Origin of the sequence: Pseudoalteromonas sp. Cn5-37, from assembly GCF_021532495.1 — a bacterium.
In the GTDB taxonomy this organism is placed as follows: Bacteria; Pseudomonadota; Gammaproteobacteria; order Enterobacterales; family Alteromonadaceae; genus Pseudoalteromonas; species Pseudoalteromonas simplex.
Map to the genome: position 1 here is coordinate 153,229 of NZ_JAKGBA010000001.1, position 21,164 is coordinate 174,392.

The 21,164-nt window shown below is 39.4% G+C and carries 18 protein-coding genes; 13 read left to right on the top strand and 5 right to left on the bottom strand.

The features are described 5' to 3' along the window. Nucleotides 1-2: 2 nt before the first annotated feature. The 3 genes from L1266_RS00740 to L1266_RS00750 all read left to right on the top strand — a co-directional run bounded on the left by L1266_RS00740 (nucleotide 3) and on the right by L1266_RS00750 (nucleotide 2,878). On the top strand, nucleotides 3-398 hold the full coding sequence (locus tag L1266_RS00740; protein WP_235376585.1) for a VanZ family protein: 396 nt from the start codon (nucleotides 3-5) through the stop codon (nucleotides 396-398). Between the two features lie 61 nt (nucleotides 399-459). Next, on the top strand, nucleotides 460-1,368 hold the full coding sequence (locus tag L1266_RS00745) for a sensor domain-containing diguanylate cyclase (RefSeq protein WP_235376586.1): 909 nt from the start codon (nucleotides 460-462) through the stop codon (nucleotides 1,366-1,368). 115 nt (nucleotides 1,369-1,483) lie between these two features. Next, nucleotides 1,484-2,878, top strand: coding sequence for a M28 family metallopeptidase (locus L1266_RS00750; RefSeq protein ID WP_235376587.1), 1,395 nt, complete (start codon nucleotides 1,484-1,486; stop codon nucleotides 2,876-2,878). Here L1266_RS00750 and L1266_RS00755 read toward each other — a convergent pair. Beyond that, nucleotides 2,871-5,024 (bottom strand): ATP-binding protein, encoded by a 2,154-nt coding sequence (locus tag L1266_RS00755; RefSeq protein WP_235376588.1) that lies wholly within the window; start codon nucleotides 5,022-5,024, stop codon nucleotides 2,871-2,873. The genes L1266_RS00750 and L1266_RS00755 overlap by 8 nt on opposite strands. A 225-nt stretch (nucleotides 5,025-5,249) precedes the next feature. Here L1266_RS00755 and L1266_RS00760 point away from each other — a divergent pair, with 225 nt between their 5' ends. The 3 genes from L1266_RS00760 to gdhA all read left to right on the top strand — a co-directional run bounded on the left by L1266_RS00760 (nucleotide 5,250) and on the right by gdhA (nucleotide 9,355). Then, the gene (locus tag L1266_RS00760) at nucleotides 5,250-7,439 is read left to right on the top strand and encodes an LruC domain-containing protein (RefSeq protein WP_235376589.1); all 2,190 of its coding nucleotides are present in this window, start codon (nucleotides 5,250-5,252) and stop codon (nucleotides 7,437-7,439) included. 2 nt (nucleotides 7,440-7,441) lie between these two features. Then, nucleotides 7,442-7,927, top strand: coding sequence for a hypothetical protein (locus L1266_RS00765; RefSeq protein WP_235376590.1), 486 nt, complete (start codon nucleotides 7,442-7,444; stop codon nucleotides 7,925-7,927). A 75-nt stretch (nucleotides 7,928-8,002) separates the two neighbouring features. Beyond that, nucleotides 8,003-9,355, top strand: a complete 1,353-nt coding sequence (gdhA, locus tag L1266_RS00770; RefSeq protein WP_235376591.1) for an NADP-specific glutamate dehydrogenase — start codon at nucleotides 8,003-8,005, stop codon at nucleotides 9,353-9,355. Between the two features lie 292 nt (nucleotides 9,356-9,647). On the opposite strand, the gene L1266_RS00775 is transcribed toward gdhA, so the two are convergent. The 4 genes from L1266_RS00775 to L1266_RS00790 all read right to left on the bottom strand — a co-directional run bounded on the left by L1266_RS00775 (nucleotide 9,648) and on the right by L1266_RS00790 (nucleotide 14,317). Next, the gene (locus L1266_RS00775; RefSeq protein ID WP_235376592.1) at nucleotides 9,648-10,622 is read right to left on the bottom strand and encodes a transposase; all 975 of its coding nucleotides are present in this window, start codon (nucleotides 10,620-10,622) and stop codon (nucleotides 9,648-9,650) included. A gap of 213 nt (nucleotides 10,623-10,835) precedes the next feature. Then, nucleotides 10,836-12,551, bottom strand: coding sequence for an AMP-binding protein (locus L1266_RS00780; protein WP_235376593.1), 1,716 nt, complete (start codon nucleotides 12,549-12,551; stop codon nucleotides 10,836-10,838). 235 nt (nucleotides 12,552-12,786) lie between these two features. Then, nucleotides 12,787-13,239 carry a DUF3010 family protein gene (locus L1266_RS00785; RefSeq protein ID WP_054554891.1) on the bottom strand — a complete coding sequence of 151 codons (453 nt, stop codon included), beginning with the start codon at nucleotides 13,237-13,239 and terminating at the stop codon, nucleotides 12,787-12,789. A gap of 64 nt (nucleotides 13,240-13,303) precedes the next feature. Beyond that, entirely contained in the window at nucleotides 13,304-14,317 is a 1,014-nt protein-coding gene (locus L1266_RS00790; RefSeq protein WP_054554890.1) for an endonuclease/exonuclease/phosphatase family protein, read from the bottom strand. Nucleotides 14,318-14,566: 249 nt separating this feature from the next. Between L1266_RS00790 and thrS the strand changes: the two genes are divergently transcribed. From thrS to L1266_RS00825, 7 genes are all read left to right on the top strand, one after another. After that, the gene (thrS, locus tag L1266_RS00795) at nucleotides 14,567-16,477 is read left to right on the top strand and encodes a threonine--tRNA ligase (RefSeq protein WP_235376594.1); all 1,911 of its coding nucleotides are present in this window, start codon (nucleotides 14,567-14,569) and stop codon (nucleotides 16,475-16,477) included. Nucleotides 16,478-16,534: 57 nt separating this feature from the next. After that, entirely contained in the window at nucleotides 16,535-17,098 is a 564-nt protein-coding gene (infC, locus tag L1266_RS00800; RefSeq protein ID WP_235376595.1) for a translation initiation factor IF-3, read from the top strand. Nucleotides 17,099-17,306: 208 nt separating this feature from the next. Beyond that, nucleotides 17,307-17,507 carry a 50S ribosomal protein L35 gene (gene rpmI, locus L1266_RS00805; RefSeq protein ID WP_054554888.1) on the top strand — a complete coding sequence of 67 codons (201 nt, stop codon included), beginning with the start codon at nucleotides 17,307-17,309 and terminating at the stop codon, nucleotides 17,505-17,507. 15 nt (nucleotides 17,508-17,522) lie between these two features. Continuing rightward, nucleotides 17,523-17,882 carry a 50S ribosomal protein L20 gene (gene rplT / locus L1266_RS00810; RefSeq protein WP_036968189.1) on the top strand — a complete coding sequence of 120 codons (360 nt, stop codon included), beginning with the start codon at nucleotides 17,523-17,525 and terminating at the stop codon, nucleotides 17,880-17,882. Between the two features lie 199 nt (nucleotides 17,883-18,081). Continuing rightward, nucleotides 18,082-19,878 carry a M14 family metallopeptidase gene (locus L1266_RS00815; RefSeq protein WP_235376596.1) on the top strand — a complete coding sequence of 599 codons (1,797 nt, stop codon included), beginning with the start codon at nucleotides 18,082-18,084 and terminating at the stop codon, nucleotides 19,876-19,878. 1 nt (nucleotide 19,879) lies between these two features. Continuing rightward, nucleotides 19,880-20,521: an MBL fold metallo-hydrolase gene (locus L1266_RS00820; protein ID WP_235376597.1), complete on the top strand. Its 642-nt coding sequence runs from the start codon at nucleotides 19,880-19,882 to the stop codon at nucleotides 20,519-20,521. Nucleotides 20,522-20,667: 146 nt separating this feature from the next. Beyond that, nucleotides 20,668-21,126 (top strand): Lrp/AsnC family transcriptional regulator, encoded by a 459-nt coding sequence (locus L1266_RS00825; protein ID WP_036968198.1) that lies wholly within the window; start codon nucleotides 20,668-20,670, stop codon nucleotides 21,124-21,126. Nucleotides 21,127-21,164: the final 38 nt, after the last annotated feature.

Consider the following 21,164-nt stretch of genomic DNA (forward strand, 5'->3'; position numbering starts at 1 on the left):
AGATGCTTCAACGTATTCTGGTGTTAATTGCTATCGGCTTTTTCGCTTTTATTGGTTGGGTTATTTATCTTGCCAATACTGGGCAAAAGCCGGTGTTTTTCAAACTCGTTGCGGCCATTCCTTACGGTGATAAGTTGGGGCATTTTTGCTTATTTGGACTACTTACGTTATTCATAAACCTTGCCTTTAAGTTTAAAACATTGAACCTTGCTGGACGGCCTATTTATTTAGCTGTGTTGATTGTGAGTACGTTTGTGATTTTAGAAGAGCTAAGCCAAATTTTTATTGAATCGAGAACATTAGACTTTGTTGATTTAATTGCAGATTTTACTGGTATCGCAATATTTAGTGCCATATCTGCATGGCTTAGCAAAAAGTTATATCCACCTAAGGTCTAAACTTTCAGTGACTTGTTAGGTTTCGTCTATACTCAGTATAGTGCTAGCCTAAAAGTTGCGTATGAACAAAAATACCTCAGATTATTTGTCAGATATTATTGAGCTATTACTTGATGCTGTTTGCGTAGTAGATGTAAAAGGCACCTTGCTGTTTACTAATCCAGCCTTTGAAACAATTTTCGGATACGCACCAGAAGAAGCCATCAATAGAAAAATGTTGGACTTTGTTTATCCCGAAGATAGAGCAAAAACCATTAATGCTATCAATCAGATAATGACAGATAATCTACATCCAAGGTTTGTAAACCGGTGGGTGAAAAAAGACGGTACTGTGGTCCATGTCTTGTGGTCTGTCTATTGGTCAAAAGAAAAGCAAGTTAGAGTAGCGATTGCTCATGATATAACAGAACAGAAAAAGCTTGAGCAAAAACTCATATTCATGGCTGGGCACGATCCACTCACTAATCTCCCTAATCGTAGCTTTTTAATTACCCAACTAGAAGAGTCACTATCCACTGCTAATACTATTTCTGCAATTATTGCGGTATTGTTTATCGATATTGATGGCTTCAAGCAAGTCAATGATATTCACGGCCACAGTGCTGGCGACAAGCTATTAAAAACTATTGCCATGCGAATTCGCCATGTATTGGATAAAGACGACATAGTTGGGCGTTTGGGAGGGGATGAGTTTGTAATTGTTGTAAAAAGTGTAAAACGCAAAGCTGATGTAATAAAAATTGCTGATAAACTAAGTCGTGAAATATGTAAGCCTTTAGTTTTTAATGATGATGAACTGTGTTATTCCCCAAGTATTGGTGCAGTTCTATTTCCAGAGCATTATGGTGATGCAGAATTCTTAATACAGTGTGCAGATAAAGCTATGTACAAAGCTAAGTATGAAGGGGGTAATCGCTTGGTGTTTTATAACGAGGGAATAAAGTTATCAGGCACTAAAAATATTAAATAGTATTAATAGCTTTATCGGGAAATGTTTTAACCTATTAATTTGTTTTCTAACGCATTACTATTGCGCGAAATGAAATATTAGTTAGCCTTTAATGATTCATTGAAGGAGTGAAACTATGTTAAAGCGTAAAATAACAACAACGGGTGCTTTGTTTAGCTCATCGCTGTTATTGGTCTCGGCAGCTCATGCCACAACACCTCAATATAAAGATCAACAAGCTTTGCATGATATTGCAAGTGCTGTTTCTAAAACACGTATAGAGCAAGATATTCAAACGCTGGTTGATTTTGGCACTCGCCATACTCTCTCTGAGACGAAATCAGATACGCGCGGTATTGGTGCTGCAAGACGTTGGATCAAGTCTGAATTTGAGGCGATTTCTAAAGCTTGCGGTAACTGCCTAGAAATCATCGAGGTAAAAGACACTATCTCCGGTGAAAAGCGTATTCCAAACCCGGTTGACGTGGTCAATATTGTGGCTATACAGCGTGGTCAAGTTGATGCAAACCGTATGGTTATAATGTCGGGTGATATTGACTCGAGAGTGTCTGATGTTATGGACTATACCTCAGATGCGCCAGGGGCTAACGATAATGCATCTGGAGTGGCTGGCGTGCTTGAATCGGCGCGAGTTTTATCAAAGTATAAATTTAACGGCTCAATTGTTTACGCAGCATTATCTGGTGAAGAGCAAGGCTTGTTTGGCGGTAAAATCTTAGCTAAATATGCACAAGAGCATGATTGGCGTGTTCATGGTGTTTTAAACAATGACATGATTGGTAATTCAACGGGCATTAATGGTGTAACAGATAACACAACTGCACGTATTTTCTCTGAAGGCACACGCGTTATTGAAACGAAAGACCAGGCTCATAAACGCCGTTTTACGGGTGGTGAGGTTGACTCAGCAAGTCGTAACCTTGCGCGCTACATAGATACAATCGCAGATCGTTACATCGAGAATCTAGATACCATGTTGGTATATCGACTCGATCGGTTTGGTCGAGGAGGGCATCACCGTCCATTTAACGATGTTGGCTTTGCCGCTGTGCGTATAATGGAAACCAACGAAAACTATAATCAACAGCATCAAGACTTACGTACTGAAAATGGTATTACTTATGGTGACACCATCGACCATGTTGATTTTGCCTATGCGGCGAAATTAACGTCACTCAATGCAGTGACAATGGCTTCAATGGCGTGGGCTCCAGCGCCGCCAACGGGTGTTAGTATTTCAGGTGCCGTAAAGCCGAGTACAACATTAGCGTGGCATAAAAGTGATGATCCAACGGTGGTCAGTTATAAAATCTATTGGCGTTATACCAGTGAGCCACAATGGCAGTTTAGCCGCGATGTTGGGAAGGTAACCGAAGCAACCCTTAAAAATGTTGTTATCGATAACTACTATTTTGGTGTTGCGGCTGTAAACAAAGACGGTATTGAATCACCGGTTGTATTTCCTGGCGATGTTGGCGCGTTCGAATGGCCAGACAAATCTGCTAAATAGCAATCGTTAAGTCATAGCGGACACCACCCAGTTCGCTATGAGCAGCTGTAATACGCCAGTTATGGGCTTCGACAATTTGTTTTACTATCGCAAGCCCAATTCCTGAACCTGACTGTTTCACTGTTTTTAAGTCAGGCACTCTATAAAGATGGTCAAAAATCTTTGCTAAACTCTCGTCGCTGACGCCAGGAGCTGAATCTTCATAGCAGATTAAAAGCTGTGTTTGGTTTTGGCTAATCGTCAAATTAATCTTACCAGGGTGATTTGTGTACTTAAGCGAATTACTGATTAAGTTTGCAAATAACTGTGAAAGCCGTGTTGCATCGCACTCAAAACTTAGTTCATCAGCAACATTTTGTGTAAATGTCACTTCAAATTTTTCAAGCTGGATCAGCATATCTGCGTGTAAGCTTTGGAAATACTCAGCCGCATTAACTGTTGTTACGTTGAGCTGAAAACTGCTTTGTTCTAAAAGTGAAATTTTATTTAAATCAGTCACTAAAGTTGCCATGTCGGTGATTTTTTGGTTAAGTTTTTCGTAAGTAAGCTCATTAAATTGCGTTAGACCCGCTTGAAGCGTTTCAAGGTGTAAGCGCAACCCTGTTAATGGACCACTTAGTTCGTGAGCTACTTGTGATAATAACTTACTACGTTGACTGATTTGTTTATCCAGATAATTTCGGCGCTGTTCAATAAGCTGTTTTCTCTGTCTTATTCTTAATAAAGCAATGCCCATTGCAGCTAAAAGCAGGCTAAATAATAAGACGCTGTATAAAATAGCTTGACGTTGTGCGGCAATAGCTTGGCTTTTTTCATTGTCTTGGAGTTTTAAATCTTGTATTGCTAAATCGCGGTCGCGCATTGCAATGGAGTTTTGTAGCTCAGCTAAACGCTGGTTGTAGTTGTTACGGGCAAAACCTTTTTCAAGCTCTGTAATAGCACGTTGATACGACAGGGCTTGTTTATAATCAGCTTGTTTTTCTGTCACAGTGATCAAATGTTCTAGGGCAATGATTTGCTTTTGCAGCTTATTTTTTTGCTTACTTAACTGGTAGGCTTGCTCAGCATAATGTTTAGCTTGTTCGTGCTCAGTAGAGCCAATGTACAGCTTAGCTAATGTAAGTAATACATCTATATATAAGTGATCGTCTTGCTTGAGTTCAATGAGCACTTGTTTTTCAATGCTTAATGCTTGGTCAGGTTTATCTATTTCGAGCAAATTTATCGCAATATTATGGTTTGCCCAGGCAGTATTTCGCGTACTGTTATAACTAGCGAAGACCTGCTTAGCCTCTTGTGCGTATGCAAGTGCTGCAGGGTAGTTTTTAAGTCCATATTCGCATTGGGATAGCTTAACTAAACTATGTCCGATATCAGACAGTGAACCCGTTTGCCTATCAAAACTAAGGGCTGTAATAAACTCGCTCTTTGCTTTTTCGTATTGTTCTAAATCTAAATAACTTTGGGCAATTGAATAACTTATACCTGCTTGTAATGAAATAGACGGCGACATTTGCTGAATAACTTCACGGCGTTTTAGCTTATATTCTAGGGCAAGGGTTAACCGGTCTAACTGTTCAAGATTACGCGAATAACCATGGTAGAGCATTTCTTTTTGCTTTAAGGATAATTCTCGATTGTTGTCGTGAATATAAACCTCAAGCAAGTTTAAGGCTGCTTGATATTCACCTGCATTATGATAAGCACTGACAAGGCTCGCAACGGCATCAATTTCGTAATCGGTGAGTTGCAAACGCTGAAACAGCGCGACATTTTGTTGAGATAAGTGAATTGCAGATTCTAATTTATTTGCACTATATGCCAATCGAGCTTTGACTAAATACAATTCGCTATAAATAGAGGAGTCACTTTTATATTTTGGAGAAGACTCAAGTTCTTCTACTATATTTTGCGCCTGTTGAAACTGACCTAGGTGTATATGAACGTGAATTAATCTAACATTAAAGCTTAATCGCTCAGCAAAACTGGCAGATTCAATAAGGCGTTTATCTATATTTGTTAAATATTTATAGCGTTCTTGGTAATCGCTTATTGTTCTAGCTTCATCAATGTGGCCTTGTAGAGTTGACGCAATTGATGCAAATGACAAGGTACACAGCAGAATAACAAGAGCTTTAAAGTTCATTTTTAACATTTATTATTATTTTTTCTGAAGCAATTCTAGCACATCATGCTTTTGTGTTGAGTAAATTTGTTTTTTGTGATTAAAAAGAATTGCATTTTGCGATATAGATGGTTGCATCTTGCAAAAAGGATCTGCAAAAAATATTTAAAACCTTATTTTTTAATGAGTTATATTTTGGAACAATTGCTGCTTTATATAATTACATAACCACAGGAGAGTGTAATTATGAAAAGCAAAATACCCGTCTGTCTTTTATCAGTGCTTGCCACTAGTTATGTAAGCGCAGCTCCGTTTGAAGAATGCCCAAGTAAAGCATTTCTAATACAAGGTACACCTGCACAAATGTTTGGAATTGATTTGGTCTCTGCTAAAGCGACAGTATTAGCACCGTCATTAAACTTTAGTGACGAAACAAACAATGAAAGCGTAAATGCTGTGGGTTTTAACTATAAAGACCAATATATGTATGGCTTTAGTAAGCAAAGCCCTAAGAGTGTTGTCAAAATTGGTGATGATTATCAACTAGAACGACTCGTGGTTAACGGTCTGCCTGATACTAACTTCTATGTGGGTGACATCCATGTAAATAGTGAAACTAATCAGGCGGTATATTATTTGTATCATCCCAAATTCGGATTGTACGGTATTGATTTGACAGAGCCTGCTGATGAATATCAAGCTGATTTAGTTGCGGGTTCAGCTAGCTGGGGGTTAGCTATTTATGATTTTGCTTTTCATCCTAATAGCAACCTTTTGTATGCAGTTGAATCAAATGGCGACTTATACGAAATAGATCTTAATAATCAGACACCCACATTTATGGCGAACTTAGATATAGCTGGTGATACCGGAGCGAATGGTGCTGGGTATTTTGATGTAAAAGGACAGTTTTACTTTAGTAATAACCGAAGCGGTAAAATACACAAAGTAGACCTTAGCATTAGCCCTGTAAACGGTTACACGCCAACTGCTGCGGTGTTTACTTTAGGGCCTACATCAAATCAAAATGATGGTGCACGCTGCGCAATTGCTGAGGTAAAGGTAACGGATAATTCAATCGATTTTGGTGATGCACCAGCTCCTTATCAAACCTCACTCGAAGACAGTGGCGCAAGACATTTATTTGACCCAAATGCAGATCAAACTAATTTGGTTTACTTAGGTGCTACAGTAGATGGCGAGAATATTAATACACGTTCAGACTTACTTTTAACACCTGATGATCAATCAGATGACGGCGTTAAGTTCGTCACTGATTTGGTAGCAGGCAATACCAGTCAAATTATTGTTACCTCTGCAAATGACGAGACATATCTATACGCATGGTTTGATTGGGATCAGAATTACCAATTTGATGCGGATGAAATTACGGTGTCTAAATATCGGTTAAACCAAGGCGATAATAGCATTCTGGTTAATGTTCCAGATGATGCCGTTATGGGAACAACCTGGTCTCGCTTTCGTGTAACTGATGGTAGTGAAACCAATCCAATTACAGCAACTGGTGGTGTTATTGGTGGGGAGGTAGAAGATTACTCTGTAACAACATTGGGAAGCCTAGTTTACCCAGGTGAAAATAGCTGGGTAACACTTGCATTTGAGGATAAATGGCCATTTTCTGGAGATTATGACTTCAATGATTTAGTTATAAACTATCGAACTACAATTATAGATCAAAATGGTGTGGCTACAGGTTACAAAATAGAAGGTGAGCTAGTTGGGATAGGTGCTGATTTTCATAATGGCTTTGCAGTTAGGTTATATGAGACTGTGGAAGGTTCAAATGATAAACGCATTTTACGTAGCCAAATTAATGCTGAAAAAACTAGTTTACTGATTAATGGTCTTGAACAAACGCACGAGATCTTAGAGCAAAATACTGAAGATGCTATTTTCGTGATTATGCCTGATACTTGGGATTACATTGATAAACAGTCTAATTGTAATTATTTTAGAACCGAGACGGGTTGTGATAGCAATAGTAAAGTCACGTTTTCATTGTTTATTGATTTATTACCAGGTACAGCAACCGCTGATGCACCTAAGTACACATTAGATCCTTTCATATTTGCAGCTGATGGACACTATCATGGTGAAGCCTTGGTTGGTAAAGACCCTAGAAGCTGGGAGGTTCACCTTAAGAATCAGCAGCCGACAGAAAAATTTGATATGCAACTATTTTCTTTCGCAGAGTCTGATGATTCATCTGACAGTGCGCAGGGTTTTTACTTCCAAACCGAAACAGGTCTACCTTGGGCAATTGAAGTAGGTACTTCGTGGGCTCACCCTAAAGAAGGGGTAGATATTACCCATGCATACAGCGACTTTAAAGCATTTGCAGAATCAAAAGGACAAGAAAAGCCAATGTGGTTCAACAATGCTAAGCCTGCTAACGTGATTTCAAGAGGAGAATAATTATGAAACATTATACTTTAGTGATCATAAGCTTAATGTTAGCTGCGTGTGGTGGCGGTGGTGAAGGCGACTCTGCAACTGAAAGTGCTGGAACAAATGTAACGCAAGCACCTACAACAGATACAATGCCACCTGAGACAACACCTCCGGCTACTGGCGTGGATCCTGAGACGATGAATGATTTAACGATTGCTCCTGAGTTTAATTTAAGTAGTAAATTAGAGCTCGATGTAGATGTAGATTTGAATATTGGTGACACCAGAGCCTTTTTAAACATATGTCTTAAAGGCGACGACGATAAAGCCGATTATAACCAGTGTTTGCTTCGTGCACCATTGGTACAGAGCAAGCTGTCATCTAGTTTAATGTTAGCTAACAGTGGATTAGAGCTGGTGGCCGAGGTGTGGTTTTATGACACTCAGAGTGAGCCTTTACGTTATTATTGGAAAAATGATAGTGAGCAGCCAATGGTGTTTACGATTAGGTAAGAGTGATCGATTCTTTACGTAAATGAGTTTAATTTGTAAGAATCTTATTTTCAACAGCTTGAAGAGGAATGAGTGATGGAATACATAGAGCAAGTGTTAAAATCAGTAAAGAGTTCTAATCCAAATGAAACGGAGTTTTATCAAGCTGTTGAAGAGGTTCTGTCTTCGATTAATCAATATCTCGAGATTAATGATAAGTATCAAAAAAACTCTATTGTTGAACGATTAGTAGAGCCAGAAAGGCAAGTCATATTTAGGGTTCCTTGGCTTGATGATCTTGGAAATGTTCAGGTTAATCGTGGTTTTAGAATTGAATTTAGTTCATCGTTAGGTCCTTTTAAGGGCGGCCTACGATTTCACCCCAGCGTTAACCAAAGTGTGGTTAAATTTTTGGGCTTTGAGCAAGTCTTAAAAAATGCATTGACAGGTTTACCGTTAGGAGGTGGTAAAGGTGGTGCTGATTTCAACCCCAAAGGCAAAAGCGACCATGAAATTATGCGTTTTTGTCAGTCATACATGACTGAGCTTTTCCGTCATATAGGTGCTAATACAGATGTTCCCGCCGGTGATATAGGCGTTGGCGCTAGGGAAATCGGTTATTTGTTTGGGCAGAACAAGCGGATCACAAACCAATTTAGTGGCGTTTTAACAGGAAAACCTGAATCATTAAATGGCTCTTCTTTAAGAACAGAAGCAACAGGATACGGCGTTGCTTACTTTCTAAGTGCTATGTTAGATGCGAAAGGCGACTCTTTAACAGGAAAACGGTGCTTAGTGTCTGGTGCTGGTAATGTTGCACTTTATCTGATGAAAAAGCTTGATGAGTACGATGCTGTGATTCTTAGCTGTAGCGATTCGAAGGGCACGCTATATAGTAAGAATGGGCTTGACGTAAAATTAGTGATGCATCTAAAAAATGAACGTGGTGCTGAGCTTAGAGATTATTTGAATGAACATAAAGATGCTGACTTCACACCTGTCAATCAATACCCAAGTGACGGTCATCAAGTTTGGCGATATGAAGCAGATATTGCTTTACCTTGTGCGACTCAAAATGAAATTACTAAAGATGATGCTAAAGCTCTTGTAGAAAACAGATGTTTAACTGTGTGCGAAGGTGCCAACATGCCCACTACACCTGAAGCAATGAAGATTTTCAAAGAGCACAACGTTTACTTAGGGCCAAGCAAAGCCGCAAATGCTGGAGGTGTGGCGACGAGCCAATTCGAAATGGCTCAAAATGCCAGTATGCAAAAGTGGCAATCTGAGCAAGTTGATGAAAAACTTCAGCAAGTTATGAAATCCATTTTTAATACTATTTCAGTTACTGCCAAGCAGTACTCTAATGAACACGACTTGGTGCTTGGTGCGAATATAGCAGGGTTTGAACGAGTTGCAGATGCAATGTTAAAGCAAGGTGTTGTTTAGTGATTTGACAATATAATTAGACACCCACTTTTTTCTAAGAATATAAAATGTAATTAAAGAGACATCCATTTTTTACATAAACAATAAAGACACCCATTTTATTTATTGATATGAGTGCAGTATCGCATAATTGAGATTTATCTCGGCTAGATGAAAGTAGGGAGTTGGTACTTAATTACTGCTCTCTCTGAAGAATTAGCTATTTAATTTATATCATAAGTAATTTCAGAACGTCGATATTTTTATTTATATCAATAGATATTTATTAGTATTGTTTTGTAGTTTTAATAGATTAACAAAATAAAGCTTGGCTCTTAGCTATAGAGCTTCTCCGTTTTCGTTTCATGTGATTTGTGTAAGCTGTGATTGCTTGTTCTTTACCCGCTGTATTTTTAAATGAGCGGGTAAAGGAAGTGGCGAGTGTAAGCCAGTTGTCAGTACAAATATTTAGTCTTTCAAGTATTGGTAATGCATCTTCAGGGATTTTCCCTGGTTTATCTTCTCGTATTGAGCGACCAGTCCAATCAACGAGTTGCAGGTATGTTTTGAGCTCATATGGCAGACCTTTAGGCATATGCTTACGTGGTTTACCTGCAAAGCGCATAAGTGATTTTGGTTGCTTATTATTTTGAGCTGACTCAATGCGTGTTTTTATACTGGTGTAGTCAGATTGCTCAGGTAAATCAGCCGCTTTCGCTCTTACAGGGTTTAGCTCAACATACGCAAGACAAGCTGCAAGAGCTGCTTCATCAAGTAATGCTTGTGACTTAAAGCGACCTTCCCAAAAGCGTCCTTTACACTCATCTTCTTGATTTGCTTGTCGTGCAATACTCTCATTAAGAACGCGCATAAACCAACTGATGCTACTGAGCCTCTCTCGATATAAATTTACTCTGGCATTAATCGCAGAAAGCTCTGCTTTTGTTAGCAATTCGCCATTTAAGAATCGTTGGCAAAGGAATGTACTTTTAAATAACTTGTGCCATCTAATCAGAATTGCTTTATTATTCAAACGATTTGCTTTTGCTATATCAATATGAAGTACTAGATGAGTATGGTTACTCATAACTGCGTAAGCACAAACATCAATACAAAATATACGACCAAGTTGAAGTAGTTTCTTTTCAACCCAATCGCGCCTGTGTTCATATGAACGACCAGTTAGTGGGTCTTGCCCGCACAAAAAAGCGCGACGAACGCAGCGTGAAATGCAGTGATAATAAGGCGTGTTTGAAACGCTAATTAAGTTTCTACGTGGGGTTGCCATGCTCTTCTCCTCCATGAGTTGAACACTATAAGCTTAGCTGTAATTCCAAAAATTGAGAAATATTAAGTTGGATGTCTACATAAATTTAGTCTTTATATATGAAGCTCGGTTAACTCTTCAAATTTAAAATGGGTGTCTAAATATATATCTAAATAAAAAAGCTCAGCGGTGCTGAGCTTGCTTGAAATTAGGGGGTACTTTGCAAGTGAATGATTACGAAAATGCCTTTTCGCTTAGGAGTTCCTGCATTTGTTCGCGCATTTTAAATTTTTGAAGCTTGCCTGTTACTGTCATTGGGTATTCTTCAACAAAGCGGATGTGCTTTGGTACTTTGAAATAGGCAAGTTTATCTTTTAAAAAATCACGAATGGCATTTTCATCAAGTACCGCATCATCTTTTGGTTGGATCCAGGCGCACACTTCTTCGCCGTATTTTTCATCGCTAATACCAAATATGGCTGCATCTTGAATACCTGGATAGGTGTAGAGAACTTCTTCTATTTCTCTTGGATAAATGTTTTCTCCACCGCGGATGATCATGTCTTTTATCCTGCCAACGATAGCAACAAAGCCATCTTCGTCCATCACTCCTAAGTCACCAGAATGTAACCAGCCGTCTTGATCAATTGTTGCTTTCGTTTTTTCTTCATCATTCCAATAGCAGCGCATAATTCCAGCACCACGGCTACATACTTCACCCGGTATGCCAACTTTTTGAATATCACCCAGCTCGTCGATAATTTTCACTTCAGTATGGGCTAATGCACGGCCCACTGTGGTAACTTGTTTTTCGAGAGGCGAGTCGGTTTCGGTCACGTTATTGATAGGGCTACATTCTGTTTGGCCATAACCAATTACAACTTCTTTCATATGCATTAATGAGTGTACTTTTCGCATAACTTGCTCAGGGCAGGTTGAGCCGGCCATTACGCCTGTTCGTAGGCTAGATAAGTCATAGTTTGCAAAATCTTTAAGCTCTAACTCGGCGATAAACATAGTTGGAACACCATGTAGGCCTGTACAGCGTTCTTTTTCAACAACTTCAAGGGTTGTTTTAGGGTCGAAAGAATCCCCCGGAAAAACAGCTGTAGCGCCTTTACTTATACATACTAAATTGCCAAGCACCATCCCAAAACAGTGGTATAAAGGTACCGGAATACAGAGTTTATCTTCATGTGTCAGCTTCATAGCTTGTGCCATCAAAAATCCGTTATTGAGGATGTTTTTATGGGATAAGGTCGCTCCTTTTGGGTTACCTGTAGTACCAGAGGTAAATTGAATATTGATATCTTGGTCACAATGTAAAGTGGCCGCAATGGCATCAAGCTCCAGCTTATGGGCATCTGTAGCGCGCTGCATGATATCGCTAAAGCTAAACATGCCAGTAGCAGGCTCATCACCAATACGAATAATGTTTTTTAGGTGTGGCAGGGCGTTTAAATTTAATTCACCTGCTTGTGAATCTTTAAGTTCCGGTGCGAGCTCATTCAGCATGCTTATATAATTACTGGCTTTAAATTCACTTGCTGTGATAAGTGTTGAACACTCAACACTATTGAGTGCGTATTTTAATTCGCTTGGTCGATATGCAGGGTTAATGCACACCATAATTGCACCAATCTTGGCTGTAGCAAATTGGGTTAAGCACCATTCAATATTGTTAGGAGACCAAATACCAACCCGGTCGCCAGGTTTTACGCCAAGTGATAATAATCCCATTGCTAACTTGTTAATCTGTTGCTGGTATTGCCTATAGGTTAAACGGATCTGTTGATGATGAACCACAATCGCGGGGTGATCAGGGTAATTGTCGACAATGTTATCAAGGTACTGTCCAATAGTTTTTTCAATTAAAGGAATATCTGTACGGCCTTGATAATAGCTTTGAGTAAGTGGAAGCGCATTACAGTGTGTGTTCTTTGTCTGCATTGTATTCTCCGTGTCCGGTTAATTTGTTGTCATGGACTTGATGCAAAAGAATTGAAACAATCATTTAGGATGATTTCAAAACATGCGTACTTGATTAACTAAACATAGATTGTCGACAAAGAAAAGCTTTATAAGACTAATGTACAGAGTTTAATTTTAATAAAGCAGAATAAAGGATGGTTTTTGAGGTATAAAAAAACGTGCCGTAGCACGTTTTATTAAGAATAAGCAGCAATTAAGCTTTTGGCTCATCTTGCTTATAAGTTTTACGCATGATGTACACGTAAGCACTAATGAATGCGTTTTCTTGGAATTTTTTCAGGCCTGTGTCTTCAAAATCAATAGGCACCGGGTTGCGCTTAAGCTGCTCTTTGATTTCAGTTGCAGATAAAATTTGCACATCTAAGCGTTCAATTAACTGAATAGCCGTTTCCATTTTGAAACCTTTTGCGCTGCCAGCAAACTTACCTTTTGCTTGGCGCTCTTTGATTGCTACAGAGTCAATTTGGTAATCTTCCATTAATTTTTTGAAATCAAATTGGAATTTACGCATTACTTCTGTGTCATTACCATTGCCTAAGGTAAAACGTGTTTGTCTGACATCACGTATATCAAATACATCATTGTCTTTGGTTAAAATGCACAGCAGTACGTCACTACCTGTAATTTCTACACCACATGTTCTCATGGTCTTTCTCTAAATAACTTAATTTGCGCAATTATAGCAATTAACGTTATGAAAAACAGGTGCTTTAAAAATGAATTTTAATTGCGATAACACCGTGGTCACTTACACTAATATCTTCGGTTAATTTACCTGGCGAAATATGCTTATCATAACTTTCGTAGTCGAGCACTTTAACTTTCGAAGCTTGGCAATCGGGATTAAAATGCGCTGAAGCAAGAATATAATCTAATACATTCCCTTTTCCTTGGTAATAATGGCTAAAGGGTTTGTTTTTATTATCATAATATGAGCGGCTAAACTCATAGCTGTCGGTCAGACCAACAACAAGTTCGTTCTGTTCTATACAAGGTTCACAGCGAGTGGGGTGAAAGCCTTGAGTCATAAACGATAAAGTTGGGCTGGTAAGTACATCATTAAAGTCCCCCATAACAAGTGTTGCACATTGCATTTCTCGCTGCGTTTTCAGTGCATCATAATAGACAATAGACGCTTCTAATGAGCGGGAGATTTGCGACTGCATGGTACCCACCGTTTGATGTAGTAACTGCAGGAGCGGATCTTCAAGGTTATGAATATTAAGAATGTGCGCCATTGATTGCACACGCTGTGACTTAAAATGAACAACATAAAAACAGACTTCACCAAAATCAGGTAAATCAATGATACATTTAATCGGTGTGCGATTAAATTTGAACTCATTTTGATTGTTTAAGTACTCAAGTAATTCAGGGCATGGCGTCAGTGCATCGGCTGATTTAAACGGGTATTTACTCGCAATTGCAACTACAGGGTTGAATAACACTTGCGGATAGAGCGCATCATGGGACGGGCTATCGACCGTTTTAAAATAATCATAACCCGCTTCTTTACACTGCACTTCTAATGCGTGTTGACTAAACACTTCTTGAAATGCCACCACATCAGGGGTTGACTCACTTAAGAAATTAGCAACAAACAATTGTTTTTGCAGCCATTGTGTATTGTTATAGCGTTCATGTAATTGGTAAAACGAGTAGGGTGGCGCGGTATAATTTAATAAGTTAAATGTAGCAAACTTGAAAGAACGCGTGTTTGGCATTTTCATCACCCTAAAAGTACTGACTCATTAAGTATGAAATGAGTTAACTAATTGTCAATTTACTCTTCTAACTACTTGTATTTGAGCACGTGAGCAGCGACAATAGTCGCTTGTATTTGCGAGGACTCAGTAAATACAAGCTTAAATAGCAATGCTTATTCGTAAAAGCGTTGCAGAGTTACTAAAAATTAATTTAAAAATATTACATGTGATGCATTGTAGGCATCACCACTGTATTAAGGATTTATAATGCCAGTTATTACCCTCCCTGACGGCAGTCAGCGTAGTTTTGAAAACCCAGTAAGCACATTTGACGTAGCGAGCGATATCGGTCCAGGTCTTGCCAAGGCAACGATTGCAGGCCGTGTTAATGGTACTCGTGTTGATGCATGTGACTTAATCACTGAAGATGCGCGTTTAGAAATTATCACAGCAAAAGATGATGATGGTTTAGAGATTATCCGTCACTCATGTGCGCACCTTATTGGTCATGCAGTTAAGCAGCTTTTCCCTGAAGCAAAAATGGCAATCGGTCCGACCATCGATAACGGATTCTATTACGATATCGATATGGAACACTCTTTAAGCCAAGATGATTTAGATGCTATCGAAAAGCGTATGCTTGAGCTTGCTAAAACAAACTACGACGTTGTTAAAAAGACCGTAAGCTGGCAAGAAGCACGCGATACTTTTGAAGCGCGTGGTGAAACATACAAAATGGAAATTCTAGACGAGAACATCGCGAAAGATGATCGTCCAGGCTTATACCATCACGAAGAATACATCGACATGTGTCGTGGTCCACACGTTCCAAACATGAAGTTCTGTCAACATTTCAAAATCATGAAAGTGGCAGGTGCTTATTGGCGCGGTGATTCTGAAAACAAGATGCTGCAACGTATCTACGGCACTGCATGGGCAGATAAAAAGCAACTTAAAGCGTATTTAAAACGCTTAGAAGAAGCTGAAAAACGTGATCACCGTCGTATTGGTAAAGCGCTTGATTTATGGCACTGGCAAGAAGAAGCGCCAGGCATGGTGTTTTGGCACAATGATGGCTGGAGCATTTACCGTGAACTAGAAGACTTCGTTCGTGAAAAATTACGTGAGTACGATTACGAAGAAGTTAAAGGCCCATTAATGATGGACCGTGGTTTATGGGAAAAATCAGGTCACTGGGACAAATACGCAGATGCGATGTTCACAACTGAATCTGAAAAGCGTGAATACGCAATCAAACCAATGAACTGTCCGGGTCACGTACAAATCTTTAACCAAGGTTTAAAATCATACCGTGATCTTCCATTACGTATGGCTGAGTTTGGTTGTTGTCACCGTAACGAACCATCAGGTGCATTACACGGCTTAATGCGTGTGCGTGGCTTTACTCAAGATGATGCGCATATCTTCTGTACTGAAGAGCAAATCATGGATGAAGTTTCTGCATGTATCAAAATGGTTTACGACACATACGAAACGTTTGGTTTTGAGAAGATCGTTGTAAAACTATCTACTCGTCCAGAAAAGCGTATCGGTGAAGACGAAATGTGGGATAAAGCTGAGCTTGCGCTAGCTGATGCATTAAAAGCAAACGACATTGAGTTTGATTACCTACCAGGTGAAGGTGCATTCTACGGTCCTAAGATTGAGTTTACACTTTATGACTGTTTAGACCGTGCATGGCAATGTGGTACTGTACAGCTAGACTTCGCATTACCAGGTCGTTTAGGTGCAACTTATGTTGCTGAAAATAACGAACGTCGTACACCTGTTATGATCCACCGCGCGATTTTAGGTTCAATTGAGCGTTTCATCGGTATTTTAACTGAAGAATACGCTGGCTTGTTCCCAACGTGGCTTGCTCCTAAGCAAGTTGTGATCATGAACATCACGGACAAACAAGCAGATTATGTGCAACAAATTGTACAAAAATTAAATAAACTTGGAATTAGAGCCGCTGCTGACTTGAGAAATGAGAAGATTGGCTTTAAAATCCGTGAACATACGTTAAAACGTATTCCATATTTACTTGTTGTTGGCGATAAAGAAGTTGAACAACAAGAAGTGGCAGTACGCACTCGCACAGGTGAAGACCTAGGCAAATTTAGTGTTGATGATTTCATTGCAAAAGTAAGCGAAGAAATTAAAAATCGACAATAAATCATGAGCGTGTAGGGCAAAACAAACAGCCAACTACACGCTTTTTATTTTATATTCTTGGAGGATCGTACCATTAGAGGCGGCAAGAAAGGGCAACAAACAGCTCAAAAAAATCGTATCAACGAAGATATTACAGCTAAAGAAGTTCGTTTAATTGGCATCGACGGCGAGCAAGCTGGCATCGTGTCATTAAAAGAGGCGCAAGCTATCGCTGATGATGCGGGTGTAGATCTTGTAGAAATCAGTCCTAATGCTGAGCCACCTGTTTGTAAGGTTATGGACTACGGTAAGTTCATCTTTGAAAAAAGCAAAGAACTAAAAGAACAAAAGAAAAAGCAAAAGCAAATCCAGGTTAAAGAAATCAAATTCCGTCCAGGTACGGATGAAGGTGACTACCAGGTTAAGCTACGCAACTTACGCAGGTTCTTAGAAGCGGGTGATAAAGCTAAAATCACTATCCGTTTCCGTGGTCGTGAAATGGCTCACCAAGAAATTGGTATCGAATTATTAAACCGTGTTAAAGCCGATTTAGAAGATGTTTCACAAGTTGAATCATTCCCAAATCGTGTTGAAGGTCGCCAGATGGTTATGATGATGGCACCTATTGCTAAAAAGCAATAAACAGGGTATATTACGCACCGATTTTATTTCAGGTCTGCAAGTAACAGTTTACTGTTCACCTGAAATAACCGGTTATAAGTAAGGTTGCACTGCTTTTGTAGTGAGCCTTCACCGGATTATGGCAGTAAGTTAGGCCTTAAAAGTAGAGCTATTTTTATATCTCTCGCCTGCTTGCTAATTTTTAAGCAATACATTTGGAGTTATTGCAATGGCTTACAAGCTAAAAACTCACAGAGGCGCGGCTAAGCGTTTCAAGAAAACTGCTTCTGGCGGTTTCAAGCGTAAACAAGCGCATCTTCGTCACATTCTGACTAAGAAAACTTCTAAGCGTAAATTACACTTACGTCCTAAGATGATGGTTCATAAGAATGACCATGGTCTAGTTTCACGTATGTTACCATTCGCTTAATAGGAGTCTTCAGAAATGGCAAGAGTTAAACGCGGTGTTATCGCACGTGCACGTCACAAAAAAGTTTTAAAGCAAGCTAAAGGTTACTACGGAGCACGTTCACGTGTTTACCGCGTAGCTTTCCAGGCAGTTACTAAAGCGGGTCAATACGCTTACCGTGACCGTCGTGCTAAGAAACGTACTTTCCGTCAACTTTGGATTGCACGTATCAATGCAGCAGCTCGTCAAAACGGTCTTTCATACAGCCGTTTTATCAATGGTCTTAAAAAGACTTCTGTAGAAATCGATCGTAAGATCCTTGCAGATATCGCTGTTTATGACCAAGTTGCATTCGCAGCGCTTGTTGCAAAAGCAAAAGAAGGCCTAGCGGCTTAATTTCGCTTTTCATAAAGTTTAAAAAGGAGCCTAGTGCTCCTTTTTTTGATCTTAATTAATATTCATAATTAACAACGATTTTGCATAGCGTATGTCGTTTGCTCCATTTTTTTGTTGAATCACCGCAGTTTACGCAATCCATTCAGATTAGTTGTTATAATTTCCCCAATATAGAATAAGTACCGCACTTGAGAGTGATATGTTTGCGAGTTTAGTGTTTTTATCTGCTGCAGTAACTTTAGACAGCCACTTACCCCCATTATTGCCATGGCAAGGCGATAGTGTGTCTTTAATGCAAGAAAAAGGACCTTTAACCACAGATTTTGAATTAAGTGAAGGCACTTTATCGCCTAATTATGCCGATACCATGGCGTTCGTAGACCGCCTTGTTGCAGCAAATCCTACCCAATTCAAAGTTACGACAATTGCAACAAGCAGTGCGGGTCGTGCGGTTAAAATGTTAGTAGCAAATGAGCAAGGTTTGTTTGATGCCAAACAGCTTGTTGCTGATACAAAACCAACTATCTTTATTCAAGCAGGCATTCACAGTGGTGAAATTGATGGCAAAGACGCCATGTTTATGTTGCTACGCGATATTGCAACAGGTAAACGCCGCGATATTCTCAGCAAAGTCAATATTCTGTTTATTCCTATTTTAAACGTTGATGGTCACGAGCGTAGTAGCCAATACAACCGAATTAATCAGCGTGGCCCTGTAGAAATGGGTTTTAGAACGAATGGTCTAAATTTAAATTTAAATCGTGATTACACTAAGCTTGATACACCCGAAGTACGAGGTGTGATGCAGGTTATTAATCAATTTAAGCCAGATTTATACGTGGATGTCCATGTAACCGATGGCGCTGATTATCAGTATGACGTGACCTACGGCTATAATCCGGTTTTTTCTAGTGAATCACCAAGTGTGTCACAAGCGTTAGATAATCTATTTAAACCTGTTATTGATGCCAAACTCGAAAAAGCTGGGCATATTCCTGGTCCACTGGTTTTTGTAATGGACAAGCGCGAATTTAAAAAAGGTTTAGCGGGTTGGGTGGCAACACCACGTTTTTCAAATGGCTGGGGTGATTTACGTTCATTACCGACCATCTTAGTTGAGAACCACTCTTTAAAACCTTATAAGCAGCGTGTATTAGGTACTTATGTATTTATTGATGGTGCCATTGACGCCTTAGCTGCAAACGATAAAGCCCTTAATGAAGCGGTTCAAAAAGAGCTCGATTTCAAACCGACACAATTAGTTGTTGAACGTGGTTATGCAAAAGAGCCAGATACCATCGAATTTAAAGGTATCGCTTATTCAAGAACTGAAAGTGCATTGTCAGGGCAAGCTGAAGTTAAATATTTAGGTGAAGTTAAAAACTATGACGCTTTGCCTATTTACTGGCAGAAAGAGGTTAAAAAGACCGTTAACGTTCCCGCAGCGTTTTATATTCCGCCGGCGTACAGCCAATTGGTAAGTAAGCTTAAATTACACGGCGTAGAGGTAACGACAGTGAATGGTTCTGTTTCTGAGCCATTAACCCAAGCAAGCGTTGCTGATTATTCATTTGCAAAAGCACCTTTTGAAGGACGTTTTCGTGTAGAGGCGACATTTGATTACAACACCGTAGAAAATGTCGATATGACCGGCTGGTACAAAGTCTCAACTGAGCAGCCATACTCAGAACTGGCTACACACTTACTACACCCAGAAGCGCCAGATTCATTCTTTGCTTGGGGCGAGTTTAATACTATTTTTCAGCGCACTGAATACGTTGAGAATTACGCTTTAATGCCGTACGCACGTCAAATGCTAAAAGAAAAACCTGCATTGGCTTTAGAGTTCGATAAAAAAATTCGTGAAGATAAAAACTTTGCTAAAGATGCTGATGCGCGCTTGCATTGGCTTTATGAGCGTACACCGTTTTATGATCAAGGCTATTTAAAATACCCAATTTTAATGGCGTTTGAGCAGTTACAAAAAGGACAATAACATGAAAGTGAAAGCTGTTCCTGTTACTGGCTTTGCGCAAAATTGCCGCATTATCATTTGTGAGCAAACGAATAAAGCGGCCTTGGTTGACCCAGGTGGCGATGCTGAAAAACTTCAAGCAGAACTTGCTGCTTTAAATTGCCAATTGGAGGCAATTTATTTAACACATGGCCACTTAGACCATGTGGGCGCTGCAAAGCAACTCGCAGAGCATTTTAGCGTTGATATCATTGGCCCACATTTAGAAGATAAATTTTGGTTTGATGCCTTACCAATGCAAGCGCAAATGTTTGGTTTTGCACCAGTTACACCATTTTATCCAACCAAGTGGCTAAATCATGGCGATACAATCACAGTGGGTGAACTTGAATTATCTGTACGTCATTGCCCAGGGCATACGCCTGGTCATGTTGTTTTTTACCACCAAGGTTCAGAACAGCTGATAGTGGGTGACGTGATTTTCCAAGGCTCTGTCGGTCGTACTGACTTCCCGAAAGGGGATAGTGCGCAATTAATCGAATCAATTAAGTCTGAGATTTTGTCATTCTCTGATGAAGTTGCTATTTTGCCAGGCCACGGTCCGAATACCACCGTAGGGCATGAGCGAAAAACAAATCCATTTATTAGTGGGCGTTTTGGTTGATATTTACTCGCAATAATGGCTAATTTTTTAATTAAGTGGATTGGTATAAAGTTGCAATTTTTTTGCACAAACAGTAGAAAATAGGCAGACTGATATTTAAATCAGTTATATAATTTAACCAGTATTTTTACAGAAAAAGAAATAAAATGTCTCTGAACCAAGTAGATCGCCAAATTTTGGCATTATTACAGCAGGATGCTAGCTTATCTACGGCAGAAATTGCCGATAAAGTTGGTTTATCTCAATCTCCATGTTGGCGTCGTATTGCTAAGCTTGAGCAAGATGGTTATATCAAAGGTAAAGTTGCTTTGCTTGACGAGAAAAAGCTTGGCTTTGATATGTTGGTTTATGCCCATGTTCGTCTATCTAACCACGGTAGAACGAACCTAGCTGAGTTTGAACGTTTAATTATGAGCTATGATGAAGTAACCGAGTGTTACAGTATGGCTGGTACGATGGACTTCATGCTTCGTATTATTTCAAAAGGTATTGAAGGTTATGAGCAGTTTGTTCGTGATAATCTATTAAACCTTGAGTTTGTTCAAGAAGTTCACTCAAACGTGACCATGACATGCGTTAAGCGTAGTACGTCTTTACCTCTTTAATCTTTTTCTACTACGTTTTATTTTTCGAAAACGGTTAG

What these genes read in the sequence shown, in the direction of transcription:
- L1266_RS00815 (WP_235376596.1), top strand. Translation starts at nt 18,082, where the DNA reads ATGTTTGCGAGTTTAGTGTTTTTATCTGCTGCAGTAACTTTAGACAGC.
- L1266_RS00790 (WP_054554890.1), bottom strand. Translation starts at nt 14,317, where the DNA reads ATGCCAAACACGCGTTCTTTCAAGTTTGCTACATTTAACTTATTAAAT.
- L1266_RS00760 (WP_235376589.1), top strand. Translation starts at nt 5,250, where the DNA reads ATGAAAAGCAAAATACCCGTCTGTCTTTTATCAGTGCTTGCCACTAGT.
- L1266_RS00785 (WP_054554891.1), bottom strand. Translation starts at nt 13,239, where the DNA reads ATGAGAACATGTGGTGTAGAAATTACAGGTAGTGACGTACTGCTGTGC.
- thrS (WP_235376594.1), top strand. Translation starts at nt 14,567, where the DNA reads ATGCCAGTTATTACCCTCCCTGACGGCAGTCAGCGTAGTTTTGAAAAC.
- rpmI (WP_054554888.1), top strand. Translation starts at nt 17,307, where the DNA reads ATGGCTTACAAGCTAAAAACTCACAGAGGCGCGGCTAAGCGTTTCAAG.
- L1266_RS00765 (WP_235376590.1), top strand. Translation starts at nt 7,442, where the DNA reads ATGAAACATTATACTTTAGTGATCATAAGCTTAATGTTAGCTGCGTGT.
- L1266_RS00750 (WP_235376587.1), top strand. Translation starts at nt 1,484, where the DNA reads ATGTTAAAGCGTAAAATAACAACAACGGGTGCTTTGTTTAGCTCATCG.
- L1266_RS00740 (WP_235376585.1), top strand. Translation starts at nt 3, where the DNA reads ATGCTTCAACGTATTCTGGTGTTAATTGCTATCGGCTTTTTCGCTTTT.
- L1266_RS00820 (WP_235376597.1), top strand. Translation starts at nt 19,880, where the DNA reads ATGAAAGTGAAAGCTGTTCCTGTTACTGGCTTTGCGCAAAATTGCCGC.
- L1266_RS00825 (WP_036968198.1), top strand. Translation starts at nt 20,668, where the DNA reads ATGTCTCTGAACCAAGTAGATCGCCAAATTTTGGCATTATTACAGCAG.
- rplT (WP_036968189.1), top strand. Translation starts at nt 17,523, where the DNA reads ATGGCAAGAGTTAAACGCGGTGTTATCGCACGTGCACGTCACAAAAAA.
- L1266_RS00745 (WP_235376586.1), top strand. Translation starts at nt 460, where the DNA reads ATGAACAAAAATACCTCAGATTATTTGTCAGATATTATTGAGCTATTA.
- L1266_RS00775 (WP_235376592.1), bottom strand. Translation starts at nt 10,622, where the DNA reads ATGGCAACCCCACGTAGAAACTTAATTAGCGTTTCAAACACGCCTTAT.
- L1266_RS00755 (WP_235376588.1), bottom strand. Translation starts at nt 5,024, where the DNA reads ATGAACTTTAAAGCTCTTGTTATTCTGCTGTGTACCTTGTCATTTGCA.
- gdhA (WP_235376591.1), top strand. Translation starts at nt 8,003, where the DNA reads ATGGAATACATAGAGCAAGTGTTAAAATCAGTAAAGAGTTCTAATCCA.
- L1266_RS00780 (WP_235376593.1), bottom strand. Translation starts at nt 12,551, where the DNA reads ATGCAGACAAAGAACACACACTGTAATGCGCTTCCACTTACTCAAAGC.